Consider the following 18,932-nt stretch of genomic DNA (forward strand, 5'->3'; position numbering starts at 1 on the left):
TATATTAATGCTTTGTTAAACCTGACTTTTAAGTAGGAGTATGCTTTTTAAAATAAGAGATACCCTTTATACTCTACTTCATGTTTTATAACTTAGCTGCCTTATGACCATTAGCCAATTATTCAAGACCGCGCCTGTTTCAACGCTATTGCTAGCCAGCTTTATTGGTCTGTATATTATGCAAGTATTGACAGGTGTCGATGCTAACAATCCTACTACTGAGCAGCTGCTACATTGGGGCGCAAACGCACTGCCTTTAACGATGGTTAATGAGCCTTGGCGCTTGATCAGTAGTGGCTTTTTGCATATTGGTTTGATGCATTTATTGTTTAATGGTTTTGCCATGTACTTTTTTGGACAAGTTGCCGAGCCGATGTTTGGGTCGGTTAAATTTTTGGCGCTATTCTTACTAGCGGTCATCGGTGGTAATTTACTGAATAATCAGATGACGTGGCTGGGTATATTAGATGGCACAGGACAGCCAGGATTATCGGCTGGCGCGTCTGGCGGTATTATGGGCATTGGGGCTGCGTTACTCATCGCAGCACTATTCAAAATCTCTGTCAATGGTATGGTGCTCAATCTAAAAAGCCTCATATTTATTATGGGGATTAACTTAGTTTATGGCTTTGCCGTGCCCGGTATCGATAACGCCGGACATATCGGCGGGGCTATCACTGGCTTGCTCATTGCCTCAGGTTTTGCGCTAGCTTATCGTCAGCGCTTAATGGCTATGCGTAGCTCTACGCCCTCTAGCGCGCCTTATCATACTGAGTATGTTGACTATCAAGCCAAACCCAACTTTGACAGTGCCCATAATCTTGATGAAAGTAATTTTGATGAAAGCAATCCTTATGAAAACATTAATTATACCGATACTGACACGCATAACCCTGTAAACTCGTATGAGAGCTATGACGGTTATAGTTCTGAAAATTATGATAGTACGGCTATAAAATCTCAGTTCGATAATAGATATGCGACTGTTACTGACTTTGATACTCTTGATAATACTTCTAGCGAGCCGATCAAACACACTCAGAATATTATTATTAATAAAGATATAGCCACACCTAAACCTACTGTCGTTTGGCAACTACTGCCTTGGCTAGTTATATTAATAGTCGCTATCGGCTTTACTGGCTGGTGGCTAACTATTCACAATCAAATATTACAAGTACTGGCCGCTCAATAACCTATTGCTTTGCCTAACTTTACTTACCTGCTTACGAGACCCGACTATGTTTAAATCATCTGTGTCATCCGCTATCAATACTCGCACTGTGATCACCACGCTGACCGCTGTTACTCTACTAGGCACTGCTGGCATAGCAAACGCAGCCCTATTTAAAAACTTGCCGCGCGATCAAGATGCCGAGCTTAGCGTCGGTGTTAACGTGCTGTACGCTAATACTGCTTATGATACTGATGAGAACGAGATTCGTGTCTTGCCAGGGGTGTTTTATGATAATAATAAAGTATATGCACGTGGTGCGACTGCGGGTGCTTATCTGATCAATGACGGCACTAACCAGTTGGCCGCAACGGTGCAACTCGCTGGTAATTCGTTCGATCCTGAGGATGCCAATGGTGCATTACAAGGTTTGGATGAGCGTAAAATATCAGCTGCGGCAGGCTTGAGCTATCAGCGCCGCACCCCTGTCGGCGGATTTCGCTTGCAAGTAGCCACTGATGTCTTAGATCGTAGTGGTGGTAATACTGCCCGCTTAACCTATCTGGCACGCATTACCAAGAATAAGCTAACCGTTTATCCAAGCATAGGCTTTGAGTATCAGGACGCTGACTATAATGAATACTATTATGGCGTCACTCCTGAGGAGTCAGCCCGTACTGGTATTGCCGCTTATGAGTCTAATAGTAGCTTGAACCCTTATGTCAATGTCAGTGCTAATTATGACTTTAGTGATAAATGGGCAGGATTTGCCAATCAAAGCGTCAGCTATCTAGCGAATGAGCAATATGATAGCCCGATGGTTAACTCGCGTGTTGAGGCAACGTCTACGCTTGGTTTGCTTTATAAGTTCTAGGGTTTGCCTTTAAAAGATAGGTTTTGATATTTAGCGTAGGCTGGGCTTTTAGCCCAGCTTTTTGCTGTGCGTAGTTTGGCGGATTGCATGGTGCTTTCTAGAGCAATGCTAAAAAGTATTTTAAAAAATGGTACTTAAAAAGCACCCTACGTTATCTTATTTATATGTTCTACAAAGAAGTCCAAAATATCTCTTCGTTTTTATTACCATTTTCATCCTCCCAACTCAACTTAGATTGATACTTGCTAGGGCTATTGAAATGTAGGGATGCTAAAAGCTTAATTCTTGAACCTGGTCTCATTTCTTGATAAGGGAACATATCTATTAATTCAGAATTGAATAAAGGACTATCTTCGCAATCAATCAACTCAAAATTAACATTGTATGCACTACCCTGTCCTGTATTAGATATATAAAAATTATAAGACTTACCCATTTTCGTAAGGCTCACATTAAACTTAGGCTTAGTCTTATTTGTTTTTTCCTCAGCTATACTTTCTATTTGAAGCCTCGATAGCTCAGCTGTGATCCTTTCAAGCTCTAACTGTTCCTTTGCTAACTTTCTTGTACGAACTAAGGAAATAGTCGAGATTCCTACTGCTAGTATAGAAATAATAATGCTTAGTACTTCAAACTTGCTCATTTTAAGCCTTTAAATAAGTTTTTGAATATTTTTTCAGCTTCTATTTTCATCTCAGGCATAGCTACTTCTTTCGCTTGCTCAAAACCTACTTCTTTCAAATCAGCTAACATGACTTCAAAGTGACAGTTATTACATTTAACGAAATCACTATCTTTTAAATTCTCTGGAAGCTTAAATTCATTATGCCCACATTGAGGGCATTGAATGTCTATATGTTCAGTCTTAATCACGTTGTACCCTTATTTAATGTAAATGATTACGGTTTTATAATATTAGCATTTATATTTTATTTTAAAAAAATTAGTTCGTAGGTAGGTGTCGAGGAAAAAGGCCCAACACCTCGTCATAAATTTCTACCTTAAATAGTTAGGATCACAAGCTCTGCCCAACCTACAAATTCAGCATTTTTAAGCTTTGAAAAATATTAAAGCCTGAACTACGATAAATATAAGCAAAAACGAGATGTTGCCGCTCGTACATAAAAAAAGACCTTGCCATATAACATAACAAGGTCTTTTTATTAAATCAAAAACAGACGCTAAATTAAGAAGGATGCACCATATCTGCTGGTGTCACCCACTCATCGAACTGCGCTTCAGTTAACAGCTCTAGCTCAACCGCGACTTGCTTCAAAGTTTTATTTTCTTTATAAGCCGTCTTGGCAATCTTTGCCGCATTTTCATAACCAACATGACGGTTCAATGCAGTCACTAGCATCAATGAGTTGTGCAAGAAGTCATCGATTTTGTCTTTTACTGGCTCGATACCAACAGCACAGTTTTCATTAAAGCTGTTGCACGAATCACCCAATAGCTTGATAGATTGTAATAAGTTGAAGGCAATAACTGGCTTATAGACATTTAGCTCAAAATTACCTGACGCACCTGCCATACTAATAGTGACATCATTACCCATGACTTGCGCCACAACCATCGTCAATGCTTCTGACTGAGTTGGGTTTACTTTACCCGGCATGATAGAAGAGCCTGGCTCGTTCTCAGGAATCGTCAATTCGCCTAGACCACAACGAGGGCCTGATGCCAACCAACGTACATCGTTAGCGATTTTGTTTAAGCTGGCTGCTAGCGTTTTTAGTGCGCCTGACGCGAATACTTCTGCATCACGAGCCGCTAGTGCTTCAAATTTGTTCGGTGAGGTTACGAATGGCAAGCCAGTCAAAGTCGCTAATTGCTCAGCAGCAGTTACTGCATAATCAGGATGGGCGTTTAGACCAGTACCAACCGCTGTACCGCCTAGTGGCAACTCATATAAGCCTTCCAATGCTTGATCGATACGCACTAATGAATGATCCAATTGGCTGACATAACCACTGAACTCTTGGCCTAATGTTAGTGGCGTAGCATCTTGTAAATGCGTACGACCAATCTTCACAATACTATCAAACTCTTTAGCTTTGGCGTCCAAAGTATCGCGCAGAGCTTTGATAGCTGGAATCAATAAGCTATTGATCTGACGGGCAGCGGCAACGCGAATAGCGGTTGGGAAGCTGTCATTGGTCGACTGCGCATGGTTGACATGATCATTAGGATGAATCGGCGTATAACTACCGCGCTCATTACCTGCAATCTCGTTAGCACGATTGGCTAGTACTTCGTTCATGTTCATGTTCGACTGGGTGCCAGAACCTGTTTGCCAAACGACTAACGGAAATTGATCCGTAAGACCGCCGTTAATCACTTCGTCAGCCGCTTGCACGATTAAATCGCGCTTATCGCCATCGATACGCTCAAGGCTAGCATTAGTGATAGCAGCGGCTTTTTTGACTAGCGCCATCGCCTCAATCATTGGGCGTGGTAAGGTCTCGCCGCCAATCTTGAAGTTCTCACGACTGCGCTGTGTTTGCGCGCCCCAATAAGCATCAGCGGGCACTTCTACGTTGCCCATAGTATCTTTTTCAGTACGAGTTGCCTGATTCTGTGTCGACATAACTACCCTCTTTGCTGGTTCGTTAACGGATGCGGTATCCGTAAAAAGTGCAACAGACGCTGCACATAAGGAAAATAGGAGGTAATGCGTCATTATGATAGCATGAGTTATGATAAATTTCTCATTTGCCATAAGGACTACAGATGTCCAACAATCAAATATCAGCAGCAGTCAAAACAGCTGTAACGCATGCAAGGCAGGACTTAGCAAGTAAGCAGCCCGCGCAAAAAATCAGTAGTGCTATAAATGTTACTGAAAATATGATAACCAGTATCACTGATAATGATAGCTCTAATACCAGTATTGCTGAGTCAATAAAACCCGTTAGCAATCCTCCAAGACGTTACTTTACCCGTCAGCGTCGACAGTTGACTAGCAATCAGCGCCAAAGACTTGCCCGCGATGCTAGTTTGCATCTGCTCAAATTGCAACAGCGTTTGGCTACCAATGCACGAATTGGGCTCTATTATGACGGCTTCGGAGAGCTGCCAACACAACCACTATTGGATTGGTGTTTGCGCTTAAACTATCAGCCCTATTTGCCCGTAGTTGGCTCACTTGGCCGTAATAAAAAGTGCAATGACGATAAGCATCTAAGATTTGTACCAATTTATCATACGAAACTGATAAACGTACCGACCCGTATTCATAGCTTAGGCATGAAACAAAATCATAGTCGTCAGTTATTATGGGCGCGGGAATTGGATGTGATTGTCTGTCCGTTAACCGCAGTAGATAAGCAAGGTAATCGCATGGGAATGGGCGGCGGATTTTATGATACGACGCTTGGTAAAAGCTATCGATCTGGCGCGTCAAGGCCATTAAAAGTTGGCTGGTGCTATGATTTTCAATTGGTTGAGCAGTTAGTGCGTCAACCTTGGGATGTACCGCTTGATGGCTTGATTACCCCTAATGGCATACGGTGGTTTTGATGAAAGACGATTTTAAGAAGAATAATGACAATAAGTCTAGCGCGGACGGTGTTACGGAGTATTTGCAAGCGTTAGAAAATAACGATCAAGAACGTGAGCATCTTTATTATAGTCAAGAGCAAGCGTTTGACTCTGATGAGCTGGCGACTATTATTAACGAAGCGCGCTTAACTAGACTGCTTACGCAGAGTGATGAGTTTTTGCATAGCTTGAGTGGTGAGATTGCGGATTTTGAAGATTAATGATCTTCCTTGTTTTAAATACACACTTATACACACAAAAGTATAGTAATAACTATTTTTGTGTGTAATAATACACATGTCCAATTAGTATCCTTGAGGAGAATCCATGAAAAGTGGTGAATTAATCAAGTTGCTTAAAGAGGATGGTTGGATAGTTGATAGAGTTAAAGGAAGTCATCATATTTTGAGAAAGGAAAGCGTTGATAGCATTATTTCAATAAGTCACCCTGAAAAAGATGTGTCTCGACATCAATTGGCTCAAGCAAGACGTATTTCTGGTTTGAAACTTTAAGCAACTCCAACCTTTTAATAGAGGTTGTTTTTTACTCTTCATAAAAACATTCTCTATTATATTTAAATTTATTAATAAGCTCATATTCATAGGGGGTTGTATGTTAAATTATCCCATCGCTATATTCAAAGACGAAGGCATGGACAACTATGCAGCTATTGTTCCAGATGTTGACGGCTGTTTCCCTTTAGGAGATACCATCGATGACACCGTACAAGAAGCGCAGTCCTTAATCTATGATCATATCGAATATATGGTAGATAAAGGTATGAGTTTTGAGTTTCATACTAGTGATATAGAAACATTAAGAATGAAAGCAGATTTTCAAGATACTTTGGCCTGGGCTATTGTAAGTATTGATGAAAGCAAGTTTTCAACTAAGCAAGTACGCTTTAATGTCAGTTGGCCTGAATACTTATTAAAGCGTGTTGATAGTTATGCTGAGCAGCATCACGAGACTCGCTCTGGGTTTTTGGCAAAAGCGGTACAAAAAGCTTTAGTATAAAACTATCAATTTAAAATAAAGAAGCTACCTATTTGGTAGCTTTTTTATGGAATATCGTTCTATAAAACGTAACCTACAACACCATCGCCGCAATCCAACCAAACGCGAGTAGCGGAATATTATAGTGTAAAAAGGTTGGCACGACGCTGTCCTTGATATGATCATGTTGCCCATCGACGTTTAGACCAGACGTTGGGCCAAGGGTCGAATCTGATGCTGGCGATCCTGCATCTCCTAATGCGCCAGCGGTCCCGATAATAGCAACCGTTGCCAGTGGTGAGAATCCTAGTGAAATACACAGCGGTACATAAATAGCGGCTAGAATAGGAATGGTCGAGAATGACGAGCCAATACCCATCGTCACAATAAGACCCAGTGATAACATCACCAGAGCCGCAATCGCTTTATTACCTGCAAATAAATTGGTCGCGCCATCAACGAGCGGCTGAATCTGCTCAGTCGCTTTCATAACTTCTGCAAAGCCTTGGGCGGTAATCATAATAAAGCCAATCATCGCCATCAGCTTAATACCATCATTAAAGACGGTATCAGCCTCACGCCATTTGACCACGCCCGTTGCCATAAAGATGCCAAAGCCAAACATCGAGCCGAGCAATAATGAGTCAGTATAGAGCTGCACTACAAACGCGGTGACAATCGCTGCAAGGGCTATCAGCGTTTTTAGCTTGCTTTGAGTTTGGGCGCTGGTAGCGGTTTTGCTTAAATCATCTTTATCAACGGCCTCATCATGTGCTTCTTTGTCGATTGCGAGCTGTTTATATTGGCGTGGCTTGCGATAGCTGATAAAAACTGCAACTAATAAACCAACGAACATACCTAAGGCTGGTATTGCCATGGCTTTGGTCACTGAAATATCACTGATATCAATCCCTGATTCACCGACGTTTTTTAGCATAATTTGATTGAGATAAATATCTCCAAAACCGTAAGGAATAAACATATAAGTGGTGACAAGGCCAAAGGTAATCAGACAAGCAATCAGGCGTCTATCAATTTGCATCCGATTAAAGGCTAACAATAACGGCGGCACTAATAGCGGAATAAAGGCGATATGTATTGGGATTAAATTCTGACTAAAGCAGCTCATCACCACTAGCGCTGCAAATAGCGTGTATTTAATCATTCCGCTAGTGCCACCTGCATCAATACGCTTGATCACTGCGCCTGCTAAAGATTGCGGCAAGCCTGAATGAGCAATCGCAACCGCAAAAGCTCCAAGTAGCGCGTATGACAGAGCAATTTGCGCCCCATTACGGATACCTTCTTGAAAGGCATTTAGGGTATCAGTCACCCCAAGACCTGCCAGCAAGCCGCCTGCCATCGCCCCAATCAGCAAGCTCAGCACCACATGCACTCTAGCCAATGATAGTCCGAGCATAATCACTACAGCTACTAATACAGCATTAATCATCATTCTCTCACCCTTACTTTATTACCGCTATCGTTACCGCTACTTTTGGCGGCTTAATTATAACGGGCGCAAGTTTACCTGATTTTTTACCCAAAGCCTATCCAAGACCCAAGCAAAACTCAGGCAAAACCTAGGCTGGTCATTAGCAAGCCTTTATCACTCCTCTGCCATTTATAATCTCTATTGTTTAATGCATGCTTTTTATTGGTACTCAAAATCTAAGCCTTGCAATTTTTCTCACGGTCACCATTTATCTAAACATGAACCCAACTTGACTTAACAAGTCTGGTTAACAAGGAAATAAAATAAATGACTGACTATAATATTGATAAAGACAACATCGACATTGATGTTAATGTATCGACGTCTGAAACAGACACACAAGCCGATGCTCCAGATAACACTGAAGCCAATGCTCAAGACAATACTCAAAGCCATGAGCAAGACGAGACTGTCACTAGCCAAGTAGATAACCACTTACCCTTGCTGGCTCTACGTGATGTTGTTGTTTACCCTCATATGCAGATTGCTTTATTTGTAGGCCGCGAGCCTTCGGTAAAAGCCGTTGAATTGGCGCAAGCGAACTATGGCGATAAAGTGCTCGTTGTCGCGCAAAAAGACTCATTAACCGAAGATATAGATCAAGATAACTTATATCAATACGGTACAGTTTGTCGCATCGTCAGTACGATGCCACATGATAGTGATGACAATTGCATCAAAGTATTGATTGAAGGTCAATACCGCGCGCGCGTCGATAGTATAGAAGCCCATGATGATATCTTGATGGCGACTTTTGAGCAGGCTGATGTTGCTGTGCCAATGGATGAAAGTCAGCAGAAAAACACGATTAAGGCCTTAACCAGCCTGTTTGAAAGTTATGCTGAGGCCCGTTTACGTAACGCTCGTGAGCTGACGCGCGTTGCTAAGCGCATCGATGATTTGCTTGAGCTGGTGTATTTTATCTCGACTCGGGTATCGATGGATCTAGAAATTAAACAGTCGTTTTTAGAAAATGACGATATCAAGACCCATATCAATACGTTGACCGAGTACTTAGTCAAACAAAGCGCTGAGCAAAATATCGAACAAGATATTCAAGATGCGGTACGTCAGCAGATGGAAGACAATCAGCGTGAGTACTTCTTAAATGAAAAGATGAAAGCGATCAAGAATGAGCTGTCCGATATGAACGACGGCGCATTCGATGGTGACGATGATGTAGGAGAGCTTGAAAAGCGTTTAGATGAAGCTGACTTGCCAGAAGATGTGCGCAAAAAGGCTGAGCAAGAGTTTAAAAAGCTCAAAATGATGCCACCTGCGTCAAGTGAATCATCAGTTGTACGTAACTATATCGAATGGATTTTAGATACGCCATGGAATGTCACGACTAAAGTTTCTATCAATTTAGACAAAGCTAAAAACGTCTTAGATGAAGATCATTACGGTCTACAAGATGTCAAAGATCGCATCTTAGAATATCTCGCGGTACAGTCGCGCGTCAAAAAGCTACGTGGCCCAATCCTATGTTTAGTCGGCCCTCCAGGCGTTGGTAAAACCTCATTAGGTGAATCTATCGCCCGAGCGACTGGTCGTAAGTTCGTACGTATGGCGCTTGGTGGCGTACGTGATGAAGCGGAAATTCGCGGTCATCGCCGTACTTATATCGGTGCGATGCCAGGCAAAATCGTGCAGTCATTAGCAAAAGTAGAAGTCAAAAACCCGCTATTCTTACTCGATGAAGTGGACAAAATGGCGCAAGACTTCCGTGGTGATCCAGCATCAGCCTTGCTTGAAGTGCTTGATCCGTCACAGAATGATAAGTTTAACGATCATTATCTCGATATGGATTTAGACCTATCGCAAGTGATGTTTATCTGTACCGCTAACAGCATGGATATTCCAGCAGCACTGCTTGATCGAATGGAAGTTATCCGCTTGCCAGGCTATACCGAAGCAGAAAAAGTCAATATCGCGCAAAAATACTTAGTACCGAAAGCAATTAAGCAAAACGGTCTAAAAGAAGGTGAGATTGAGATTGTAGAAGCGGCATTGCATAGCATCGTTCAACGCTATACGCGTGAAGCAGGCGTGCGTAACCTCGAGCGTGAAGTCAATAAAATCTGTCGTAAAGTGGTTCGCGGTTCGGTTGAGAGTCATGGTGCACGCGCTCCGAAAAAGGATGAGCGTCAACTAGTAGTCGTTGACGATAGCAATATCGATGACTATCTAGGCGTGCATCAATATGACTTCGGTCTCGCTGAAAAAGACCCTGAAGTCGGTCGAGTTACTGGTCTGGCTTGGACGCAAGTCGGTGGTGAGCTATTAACGATTGAAGCGGTCGCTATGAAAGGCAAAGGTGAACTTACCTTTACAGGCTCACTTGGCGATGTGATGAAAGAGTCCATTCGTGCCGCTATGAGCGTGGTTCGTGCGCGTGGTGATAGCTTAGGTATCGATTACGAAACCTTTAAAACTACTGATATCCATGTGCATATGCCGGAGGGTGCGACGCCAAAAGACGGCCCATCAGCAGGTGGCGCACTGACCACTGCGCTAGTATCAGCAATTACAGGTATTGCTATTCGTCCTGATATTGCGATGACGGGCGAGATTACCCTACGCGGTAAGATCCTACGTATTGGCGGTCTAAAAGAGAAGCTACTAGCTGCCCATCGCGGTGGCATCAAGCATGTCTTAATTCCAGCGACTAACGAGCGCGATTTGGCTGATATTCCTGATAACGTCAAAGCAGGTCTGACCATTCAGCCAGTGGCGACCATTGATGAGGTGCTAAAAGCGGCATTAGTCAGCATGCCAACATCACTCAAACCTGCTAAAGCTGTGGTAGATACGACGTCTAAAAAGGCGCTACATAGTTAATTGAACTGTTGATAATTCTATCTTAGTCATCAAAAAATCCGCTCATCAATCTGATGGGCGGATTTTTTGATATTATTCTGTCATAGTCTTACCGTCATATATCTATAAAGCTACTCTATCTCTATGGTAATAATTAATTTACATATATTAACCCTTTGTTGCGCATTTGATAAATATATAAGTCTCATCCTTAGTTATACTTATGGCGAATCAAAAATTAAAGTCAGTTATAAATGGCTTATAAATATAATTACTAATGGAGATAATATGAACAAGTTAACGATAGCAAGTGCCCTACTATGTGGTTCAGCCTTAGCCATGAGCGGTTGTCAAACCGTCCAGGGCCAGCTAAATACGGGTAATCCGTTGAGCCAGCCTGTACTCAAGTCAGCTATTATGACTACTGATGGTGAAGATAAAGAGATGGGGCAAGTGTATTTACGTCCTGTTGATAATGGCGTGCAAGTCTATGGTAAGTTAATGGGTTTGCAAGCTGGTGAGACTGTCGCTCTACATATTCACGAGACAGGTAGCTGTGGCAATATGGGCGAAGACGCTGGTGACCACTTTAACCCTGACAACTACCCACACTCAAACCCAGATGACTTAAAAGGTCATGCAGGTGATTTACCAAACGTGACTGCCGATGAAAATGGTGTTGCTCCTATTAACTACGTCAATAAGCAGATATCGGTCGAAAAAGTAGGCAAATACAGTGTTAATCGCTTGGCCTTTATCGTCCATTCAGGTGCTGATGACTATGTCAGCCAGCCTGCAGGAGCAGCAGGCGACCGTATCGGTTGTGGTATCATCGTAGCGAATTAATTTACTAAAACTGATTTAATAAAAGTTAGTTCAATCACAAATAAATAAAAACCTCTTAGCTAGCTAAGAGGTTTTTATTATGCTGATAAATAACTATGTTGATAGATAACTGAACATAAATACAGAGCTATCTATTCTTCGATCCACTCGCCTTTACGCCAGTACACACCCCAACGTGACGCTTTGCCATTTTTTTCAGAGCCGATATATTGCTCTTTTTTCTTACGTGACCAGCGTAGGATAGTTGGATTACCCTCAGGATCTTCATCTGGACCCTCAAACAGATACTGGAACTTATCTTCCATTTTATCTTTGATCTCTCGCAGCTCAGCCAGCTTTGGCGGACGAGTCTCGCGTACCTTTGGAAACTTCGATGCTGCTAGGAACATACCAGCCGCGCCTTCACGTAAGATAAAATAATCATCATGCTTGAGTGACTTTAGCTCAGGCAAGTGAATAGGATCCATACGCGGTGGTGCTGCTTCACCTGTCTTCAATACTTTACGAGTATTATCACACTTCTGGCAAGCAAAATAAGGACCGAAACGACCGGTCTTTAGCTCCATTTGTCCATCACACTTATTACAGTCGATGGTTGGAGAGTCAGAACCTGGTACTTCAAATTTACCTTCTTCTAGCACATAGCCATCACAATCTGGATTGTTACCGCAGATATGTAGCTTTAGACCACCATCGACGATATAGCCATTCATAGCAGTTGCGCATTTTGGGCAACGTTTTTTCTCCATTAAATCTCTGACTTCAGCGGCTTCATCATCAGTATCGCTATCATCAAGATTGGCAAAAGCTTCTACTGGCATTAGGTTTTTGGTGCCTTTACAGCGCTCCTTTGGCGGTAGATTATAACCTGTACAACCTAAGAAGACGCCTGTTGAACCCGTCCGCAATTGCATCGGACGCGCGCACAGATCACAGTGCACATCAGGCACATCGGTTGGATCATTAGGGCGCATGCCATCAGCGTCTTTGGCGTGCTCGACTTTCTTTTTAAAGTCGCCATAGAAGTTATCGAGTACGTCTTTCCAATTAGTGTCACCTTCAGCGACATGATCGAGCTTGTCCTCAAGCGCAGCGGTAAAGGTATAATCCATTAGATCAGGAAAGCTTGCCGTCAGTCTGTCTGTAACGATATCGCCCATTTTTTCAGCGAATAAACGCTTATTCTCAAGCTTGACATAACCACGATCTTGAATCGTTGAGATGATAGAAGCATAAGTCGAGGGACGACCGATACCTTTTTTCTCAAGCTCTTTGACTAAGCTTGCCTCAGTAAAGCGCGCTGCTGGCTTGGTAAAGTGTTGACTCGGATCAAGCTTGTCAAGATTGAGCTTATCGCCTTTTTTGACATCAGGCAGTAGCGTATCGTCGGTCTTAGCAGGTGATAATACCCGTGTAAACCCATCAAAAACCATGGTACGACCGCGCGCTTTTAATTCGACGTTGCCCGCTGTCACTAGCAGATTCACAGAGAGATATTTAGCAGGCGTCATCTGACAGGCGACAAACTGACGCCATATCAGCTCATAAAGGCGGATAGCATCGCGCTCCACGCCTTTGAGCTGAGTTGATTTCATATTAACATTAGAGGGTCGAACCGCTTCATGCGCCTCTTGTGCGCCTTGCTTATTACCATAGAAGTTTGGCTTTTCTGGTACGTATTTTGCGCCGTAACTATCCTCAATAAAACCACGGGCAGACGCCAAGGCATCCCCTGATAAAAAGGTCGAATCGGTACGCATATAAGTAATATGCCCCGCTTCATACAAACGCTGCGCTAAGATCATGGTTTTTTTGACTGAAAACCCTAAACGCGTACTCGCTGCCTGTTGCAATGTCGAGGTGATAAAGGGAGCACTAGGACGCGATTGAGTCGGTTTTTCTTCGCGCTCTTTGACGATAAAGTCATTGGCTTTGAGTACTTCTAAAACTTTATCAGTCTGTTCTTTATTGACTAGTTTGAGCGTCTTATCGTTTTGCTTATTTGCCTCTAGACGAATGTTATCTTCACGAGTCTCATCATCCGCTTTTTTAGTCGTTTTTTTGCCGTCATCGATGTGCGTATCAGCATGAATCTGCCAGTATTCCTCTGGTATAAAGGCACGAATCTCATGCTCACGCTCAACGACTAGCCGCATCGCAACCGACTGTACGCGACCTGCGGATAGACCACGAGCGACCTTTTGCCAAAGAATTGGCGATACCATAAAACCAACCACTCGATCCAAGAATCGTCTGGCTTGTTGGGCGTTGACGCGATCGATATCGAGCTTGGAGGGTTGCTTAAAAGCATTTTGAATGGCGTTTTTGGTAATCTCGTTAAAGACCACGCGCTCGTATTTACTATCCGCCCCACCAATGACTTCTTTTAGATGCCAAGCGATTGCTTCCCCTTCGCGATCCATATCCGTTGCTAGATAGATTTTGTCAGCGTCTTTGGCCAATGCCTTTAGCTCTTTAATGACCTTAGTCTTATTAGGCAATACTTCATAGACAGCCGCCCAATCGTGCTCAGGATCGACACCCATTCGCCGTACTAGTGCTTGTTGAGCTTTTTCTTCTTTTGATAGCGTCTCATCTTTATTGGCGGTGGCTTTTTTAGCGCCTTTGCTTGCGCCAACCGGCAAATCGCGAATATGACCGATACTTGAGCGTACAATATAATCATCGCCCAAATATTTATTGATAGTCTTAGCCTTTGCTGGTGATTCAACGATCACCAAAGATCTGCTTTTATTGCTTTTGGCAGTGGTTTTGGCAGCGGTCTTGGCAGGTGCTTTCTTAACGGCTGTTTGTTTAGCAACTGTTTTTTTAACAGCAGGTTTTTTAGCAGAGGCTGTTTTTTTTGTTGTGGTTTTTGCCATATTTGACGACACCATAATATAGGAGGTAAAAGGAGGTAGAGCTTAACAGCTAATGGTTTTATTATAGAAAATAGTCTGTTATCAAATAGTCTGTTATAAATAGTAGTGGTTGTTGATAACAGTATTAACCACCGTAACCGCGCTTTAATTATCTCTTAAAGCTTGATAAATGACGGTCAAGTAACTCTAAAACAGCGATAAACTTATCAAGACGTTACACTGCTAGGCATTAAACTGTCAACTGTAAATAACTTGATTCAACGATAAGCTATTTATTTGATACAGATCTCAAGACAATAAGCTGACTGATTTAGCACCTAAAAGTCTTTATTGACTGGCTTATCTTTTAGGATGAAGTATTCGCTAAAATTGTACTATTTATATCCTTGCTGGGTAGCTTTTGCACTTGTAGCGCCCATTGCTCCAGCTGAGTCTTTAGTACCAATAAGTCAGCTTCAATCGCCGCTGCTTTATAGCTTGGGTTAGTGATAGGACGCACGTAAGCGATATCGTCCCAGTAGATCACAATACTATTGGCCTTGATTGATAGTGCTTTCACAAACGGCTCGATCGTCGCAGGTAATGCCAAAGGTATTTTGTCTAGGTTGAAATTAGCCTTTATAGCAGTGCTTTTAGCTAACGGGCTTTTTAGGACTGTACTATTAGCAGTAACATTATTTTCGGTGTTTGGTCGCCATTCACCTTCTATGACTTGATAACGGGTCTGTGGCAGCTGCATGTTATCGAACACTACCCCATATTGACCCATCATCCCGCGCCCATATTCATTATCGCGACCACGTACCCAATCAGGGCAGGCCACAAGCTTAGGATTGAGCTGCAAGCGCCGCGCTGTCATGCGCAACTTGTCCAAACGCTGATCGATACCGCTGGGTTTGAGCGCCATCATACTCCCTAATACAAAAAGGACGATAGCAATAGCGATCCACATTCCCATGACAACCAACCTTGTTAACGATATTAAAGTTTATAGATGACGACGATTTTAGTTGCGCGCACGCTGTCTTTAATGAGTACAAACCAGAAAAAATCAAGCATGAGCAAAACTTTGACTCTTAAATGATGACTATCTAGCTAAAACGCTCTACATTATCAACTCAGTATTTCTACTGTTATATCAATTGCTTAAATAGAATAATCATCTCAATAATAACAAGATGCCAAAAGTAGTTCTGCCAAAAAATGCTATGATAAACCATAATTTTAGACTTGCGCAGGTTTATTATGTCTTATTTTTTAAACGTAACCACTATCAACAAGCAAAGTCTTGGCTTAGTAGCTATAGGTACGGCGATGTTGGCGCTATCTGGTTGTGCTACTACTCAAAGCCTAACCCCTCAGCAGTGTCAAGTTAGTAATTGGCAAGATATTGGTTATGCAGATGGCTTGCAGGGACGTTCTGGCGCTTATTTTGGCAATCACGCCAATGACTGTGCTAGCGTAGTCGGTGCAACCCCAAATCGTATGCTGTGGGAGCAAGGTCGTCAAGTCGGTCTTAAAAGTTACTGTACGGAGCTCAACGCCTATAAAGCAGGGCGCGAAGGTTACGACTGGCAGCCTGTTTGTCCACTCGAAGGTATTGAAAAACTAGAAGAAGCCTACTCTCAAGGTCGCTATTATTATATCCGTCAGCGCGATTTGGATTATCTGCGCTCGCCCTATCCTTTTGGATATGGTGGCCGTTTAGGTTATGGTCGCTATGGGTATACACCATTTGGCTATGGTCCTTACAATCATGGCTGGTAAGTGCATTTTTATAAATCGATGATGTCAGCTATCAATAAAAGAAAACCTTACAAAATTACTTTTGCAAGGTTGGAGAAAAAAGCCATTATTTTATTTATTTTTCTTATTATCTTAGTTATTTTTTTAGGGATTGGGCTACTGGTTTATATCGGTGGTTTGCTTTTATAAGTAAATCTCTAGACGTTCATTAATTAATCATCAAATAACTTTTAGTCATTCACAAACGCAATCTTAGTCAATCCTGCGGTACTCGCCGCTGCTAATACTTGCGCGACACTATCGTATTTACTGTCCTTATCCGCTCGTAGCTGAATTGCTGGATCTTTTCCCGTACTGGCCTCTTGTTGCAAACGCGTCTGAAGCTCATCCATACTAATAGCCTCGCTATCCCAAAATATCCCAGCGTCCTTATCGATGCTAATTTGAATAGCCTCTGGTGGCTGCTCATTCACTGCGGCACTGGTCTTAGGCAAGTCTAATGGTACGGTTGGGTTCAATACCGTTGCCGTCAATAAAAAGATAATCATCAATACCAACATAACGTCGATAAGCGGGATGAGATTCATCTCGTTTAGCCCTTGAGCGTCATTATCCCCTAGCTGAAATGCCATAACCTTCTCACTACTTTATTGATACGCTTGGTTTATATATTTAATCAATGAGTTTGCTATCGTGCCTATAAAACTAACAATCGCAAAACCGCTATGCTTTAGAGCTGTGAGCTTGAGACATTACGATACTGACTATCCGCTTTACTCGTTTGCGTAGGCGCAGATTTTATGAGCGCATCGGTATGTCCGTTTTGTATAGGTGTAGTCGCTATAGCTTTTAGATTAACGGACTCGGCGAGCAAATCATGCGCTTTATCATTGGCAAAGTACATAACACGGCGATTGACGCGTACCGCAAGGTTATAAAACACTACGGCTGGAATGGCGACCGCTATGCCAAGCCCTGTCATGATAAGCGCTTCACCGATAGGGCCTGCTACTTGCCCTAAACCCGCTTGACCACTAGTGCCAATATTATGCAGCGCATGGAAGATACCCCACACCGTCCCAAATAGCCCAATAAAAGGCGCAATAGCAGCTGTCGTCCCTAAGATAGGCAGTCCGCGCTCGCTCATATAACGATAGCGACTGATGTGCTTAAGTAGTGCTTGCTCAGTGACCAAGCGACGCGTGGCAGCATCCGAATCAATAAGTTCAGCACGCTTGACTGCAATCTGCTGGGTTAAGTCATCGGCTATAATAGTTGCCAGCTTACGACTTTGAATCACCCGTACGATACCTGTCACCCAAGAGATGAGCGATAATCCTAGTAATAAGAAAAATAAGCTCTTAGTGACTAAGTCGCTAATTTGCCAGTAGTGCATAAAGTCCATTTGGGACTCCTTATAACGTTTAAATAACTTTTAAGATTTATGAAGCTTTCGAATTGATGAGCTCAAATTGATATAAAGCGCTGTTTTTACAATTTTCGTTATGTCCGTTATTACAAGTTCATACGAAATGTGAAAGTGGCTGTGCTTTTTGTAGGATTGTTACCTCTCGTAGCTGGATGAAGCTTAGCTTTTGATAATGCTCTTATAAAATCTCTGTCAAATTCATTGTTACCTGAAGACTTAGATTTTCTTATATTCCCTATATTGCCATTAGAGTCAACCGACATACTCACACTGATTGAAGCTTCAAACCCTTGGAAACCATAATCTTTGTTTTTAATAGAAGTAAATTTAGGTTCTCTTGACCAACTTGATTTACCTATATTGCCATAACTAACAGGTTGCGCTGCAGCTTCTCTTTCTTTAGCTTCTCTCTCTTTAGCTTCTCTCTCTTTAGCTTCTCTCTCTTTAGCTTCTCTCTCTTTAGCTTCTCTCTCTTTAGCTTCTCTCTCTTTAGCTTCTCTTTCTTTAGCTTCTCTTTCTTTAGCTTCTCTTTCTTTAGATTCTCTCTCTTTAGATTCTCTCTCTTTAGATTCTCTCTCTTTAGATTCACGAGCTTCATTCAGTATTCTTGCTCGCTCAGCTAAGTCTTCTTTGGTTGGATTAGTATCGGTTGGCAAGCTAGATAACTCTGTGATAGTAGGTTCTTGCTTGACTGTCTTATTGACAGTGGGCTTAAGTTTATCGACAGGCTTAGCCTTATGTTTTTCGACTATTTTTGGTTTAGCAGCAGCAACAGGCTTAGCTTTCGGTTGAATCTTAACTTTTTTGACTGGCTCTTCTTTTATCTCTTTAACGACGACTTCTTCAATTTCGACAGGTGGTGGCGGTAATAGCTGTATTTCGATAGGTGGTGTCACTATGGGCAACTCAATGGTAGGCGCAGGCGGTTTTATCGCCACCAAAGCCACTGCTGCCAGCACATGTAGTCCGACGACTAGGCTAACAGCGAGCATTATCAACTTAACTGGCGGCGTATTAAAATCTGTCAAACTCATAATACCCTAATGATTCATCGAAAATAAAGTAAGATGATAATAATGCAAACGATAACTATTATCAATAATAATTTATAAACTAATAGCGACTC

The 18,932-nt window shown here is 42.4% G+C and carries 19 protein-coding genes; 10 read left to right on the top strand and 9 right to left on the bottom strand.

Annotation, left to right across the window (positions count from 1 at the left end; translation table 11 throughout):
- The first annotated feature begins 103 nt into the window (after positions 1-103).
- Together Q9G97_RS09735 and Q9G97_RS09740 are read left to right on the top strand one after the other, a co-directional pair.
- The gene (locus Q9G97_RS09735; protein WP_305898645.1) at positions 104-1,195 is read left to right on the top strand and encodes a rhomboid family intramembrane serine protease; all 1,092 of its coding nucleotides are present in this window, start codon (positions 104-106) and stop codon (positions 1,193-1,195) included.
- 46 nt (positions 1,196-1,241) lie between these two features.
- Positions 1,242-2,048, top strand: coding sequence for a MipA/OmpV family protein (locus Q9G97_RS09740; RefSeq protein ID WP_305898646.1), 807 nt, complete (start codon positions 1,242-1,244; stop codon positions 2,046-2,048).
- Positions 2,049-2,217: 169 nt separating this feature from the next.
- Here Q9G97_RS09740 and Q9G97_RS09745 read toward each other — a convergent pair whose 3' ends face one another.
- From Q9G97_RS09745 to fumC, 3 genes are all read right to left on the bottom strand, one after another.
- Positions 2,218-2,691: a hypothetical protein gene (locus Q9G97_RS09745; protein ID WP_305898647.1), complete on the bottom strand. Its 474-nt coding sequence runs from the start codon at positions 2,689-2,691 to the stop codon at positions 2,218-2,220.
- The gene (locus Q9G97_RS09750; protein WP_305898648.1) at positions 2,688-2,921 is read right to left on the bottom strand and encodes a hypothetical protein; all 234 of its coding nucleotides are present in this window, start codon (positions 2,919-2,921) and stop codon (positions 2,688-2,690) included. The genes Q9G97_RS09745 and Q9G97_RS09750 overlap by 4 nt, the downstream gene beginning before the upstream one ends.
- A gap of 313 nt (positions 2,922-3,234) precedes the next feature.
- Complete coding sequence (gene fumC / locus Q9G97_RS09755; RefSeq protein WP_305898649.1) at positions 3,235-4,638, bottom strand: class II fumarate hydratase; 1,404 nt, start codon at positions 4,636-4,638, stop codon at positions 3,235-3,237.
- Positions 4,639-4,781: 143 nt separating this feature from the next.
- Between fumC and Q9G97_RS09760 the strand changes: the two genes are divergently transcribed.
- The 4 genes from Q9G97_RS09760 to Q9G97_RS09775 all read left to right on the top strand — a co-directional run bounded on the left by Q9G97_RS09760 (position 4,782) and on the right by Q9G97_RS09775 (position 6,609).
- On the top strand, positions 4,782-5,570 hold the full coding sequence (locus Q9G97_RS09760; protein WP_305898650.1) for a 5-formyltetrahydrofolate cyclo-ligase: 789 nt from the start codon (positions 4,782-4,784) through the stop codon (positions 5,568-5,570).
- Entirely contained in the window at positions 5,570-5,812 is a 243-nt protein-coding gene (locus Q9G97_RS09765) for a hypothetical protein (protein ID WP_305898651.1), read from the top strand. The genes Q9G97_RS09760 and Q9G97_RS09765 overlap by 1 nt, the downstream gene beginning before the upstream one ends.
- Positions 5,813-5,918: 106 nt before the next feature.
- The gene (locus Q9G97_RS09770) at positions 5,919-6,104 is read left to right on the top strand and encodes a type II toxin-antitoxin system HicA family toxin (protein WP_305898652.1); all 186 of its coding nucleotides are present in this window, start codon (positions 5,919-5,921) and stop codon (positions 6,102-6,104) included.
- 100 nt (positions 6,105-6,204) lie between these two features.
- Positions 6,205-6,609: a type II toxin-antitoxin system HicB family antitoxin gene (locus Q9G97_RS09775; protein ID WP_305898653.1), complete on the top strand. Its 405-nt coding sequence runs from the start codon at positions 6,205-6,207 to the stop codon at positions 6,607-6,609.
- A 73-nt stretch (positions 6,610-6,682) separates the two neighbouring features.
- Here the strand turns inward: Q9G97_RS09775 and Q9G97_RS09780 are convergent, their stop codons facing one another.
- A complete protein-coding gene (locus Q9G97_RS09780) occupies positions 6,683-8,044 on the bottom strand; it encodes a Na+/H+ antiporter family protein (protein ID WP_305898654.1) in 1,362 nt (453 codons plus the stop codon).
- A gap of 306 nt (positions 8,045-8,350) precedes the next feature.
- Here Q9G97_RS09780 and lon point away from each other — a divergent pair, with 306 nt between their 5' ends.
- A complete protein-coding gene (lon, locus tag Q9G97_RS09785) occupies positions 8,351-10,924 on the top strand; it encodes an endopeptidase La (RefSeq protein ID WP_305898655.1) in 2,574 nt (857 codons plus the stop codon).
- 267 nt (positions 10,925-11,191) lie between these two features.
- Complete coding sequence (locus Q9G97_RS09790) at positions 11,192-11,749, top strand: superoxide dismutase family protein (RefSeq protein WP_305898656.1); 558 nt, start codon at positions 11,192-11,194, stop codon at positions 11,747-11,749.
- Positions 11,750-11,880: 131 nt separating this feature from the next.
- On the opposite strand, the gene topA is transcribed toward Q9G97_RS09790, so the two are convergent.
- Both topA and Q9G97_RS09800 read right to left on the bottom strand, forming a co-directional pair.
- Positions 11,881-14,631 carry a type I DNA topoisomerase gene (gene topA, locus Q9G97_RS09795; RefSeq protein WP_305898657.1) on the bottom strand — a complete coding sequence of 917 codons (2,751 nt, stop codon included), beginning with the start codon at positions 14,629-14,631 and terminating at the stop codon, positions 11,881-11,883.
- A 346-nt stretch (positions 14,632-14,977) separates the two neighbouring features.
- Positions 14,978-15,589 (bottom strand): hypothetical protein, encoded by a 612-nt coding sequence (locus Q9G97_RS09800; protein ID WP_305898658.1) that lies wholly within the window; start codon positions 15,587-15,589, stop codon positions 14,978-14,980.
- Positions 15,590-15,876: 287 nt separating this feature from the next.
- Here Q9G97_RS09800 and Q9G97_RS09805 point away from each other — a divergent pair, with 287 nt between their 5' ends.
- Positions 15,877-16,398 carry a DUF2799 domain-containing protein gene (locus Q9G97_RS09805; protein ID WP_201569802.1) on the top strand — a complete coding sequence of 174 codons (522 nt, stop codon included), beginning with the start codon at positions 15,877-15,879 and terminating at the stop codon, positions 16,396-16,398.
- Between the two features lie 209 nt (positions 16,399-16,607).
- On the opposite strand, the gene Q9G97_RS09810 is transcribed toward Q9G97_RS09805, so the two are convergent.
- The 3 genes from Q9G97_RS09810 to Q9G97_RS09820 form a co-directional block, all read right to left on the bottom strand.
- Positions 16,608-17,009, bottom strand: a complete 402-nt coding sequence (locus tag Q9G97_RS09810) for a biopolymer transporter ExbD (protein WP_305898659.1) — start codon at positions 17,007-17,009, stop codon at positions 16,608-16,610.
- A 98-nt stretch (positions 17,010-17,107) separates the two neighbouring features.
- The gene (locus Q9G97_RS09815) at positions 17,108-17,782 is read right to left on the bottom strand and encodes a MotA/TolQ/ExbB proton channel family protein (RefSeq protein WP_305898660.1); all 675 of its coding nucleotides are present in this window, start codon (positions 17,780-17,782) and stop codon (positions 17,108-17,110) included.
- A 110-nt stretch (positions 17,783-17,892) separates the two neighbouring features.
- Positions 17,893-18,702, bottom strand: a complete 810-nt coding sequence (locus Q9G97_RS09820) for a TonB family protein (RefSeq protein ID WP_305898661.1) — start codon at positions 18,700-18,702, stop codon at positions 17,893-17,895.
- Between the two features lies 1 nt (position 18,703).
- Here Q9G97_RS09820 and Q9G97_RS09825 point away from each other — a divergent pair, with 1 nt between their 5' ends.
- Positions 18,704-18,850 carry a hypothetical protein gene (locus Q9G97_RS09825; protein WP_305898662.1) on the top strand — a complete coding sequence of 49 codons (147 nt, stop codon included), beginning with the start codon at positions 18,704-18,706 and terminating at the stop codon, positions 18,848-18,850.
- The last annotated feature ends 82 nt before the right edge of the window (positions 18,851-18,932 follow it).

Source organism: Psychrobacter sp. M13, from assembly GCF_030718935.1.
In the GTDB taxonomy this organism is placed as follows: Bacteria; Pseudomonadota; Gammaproteobacteria; order Pseudomonadales; family Moraxellaceae; genus Psychrobacter; species Psychrobacter immobilis_G.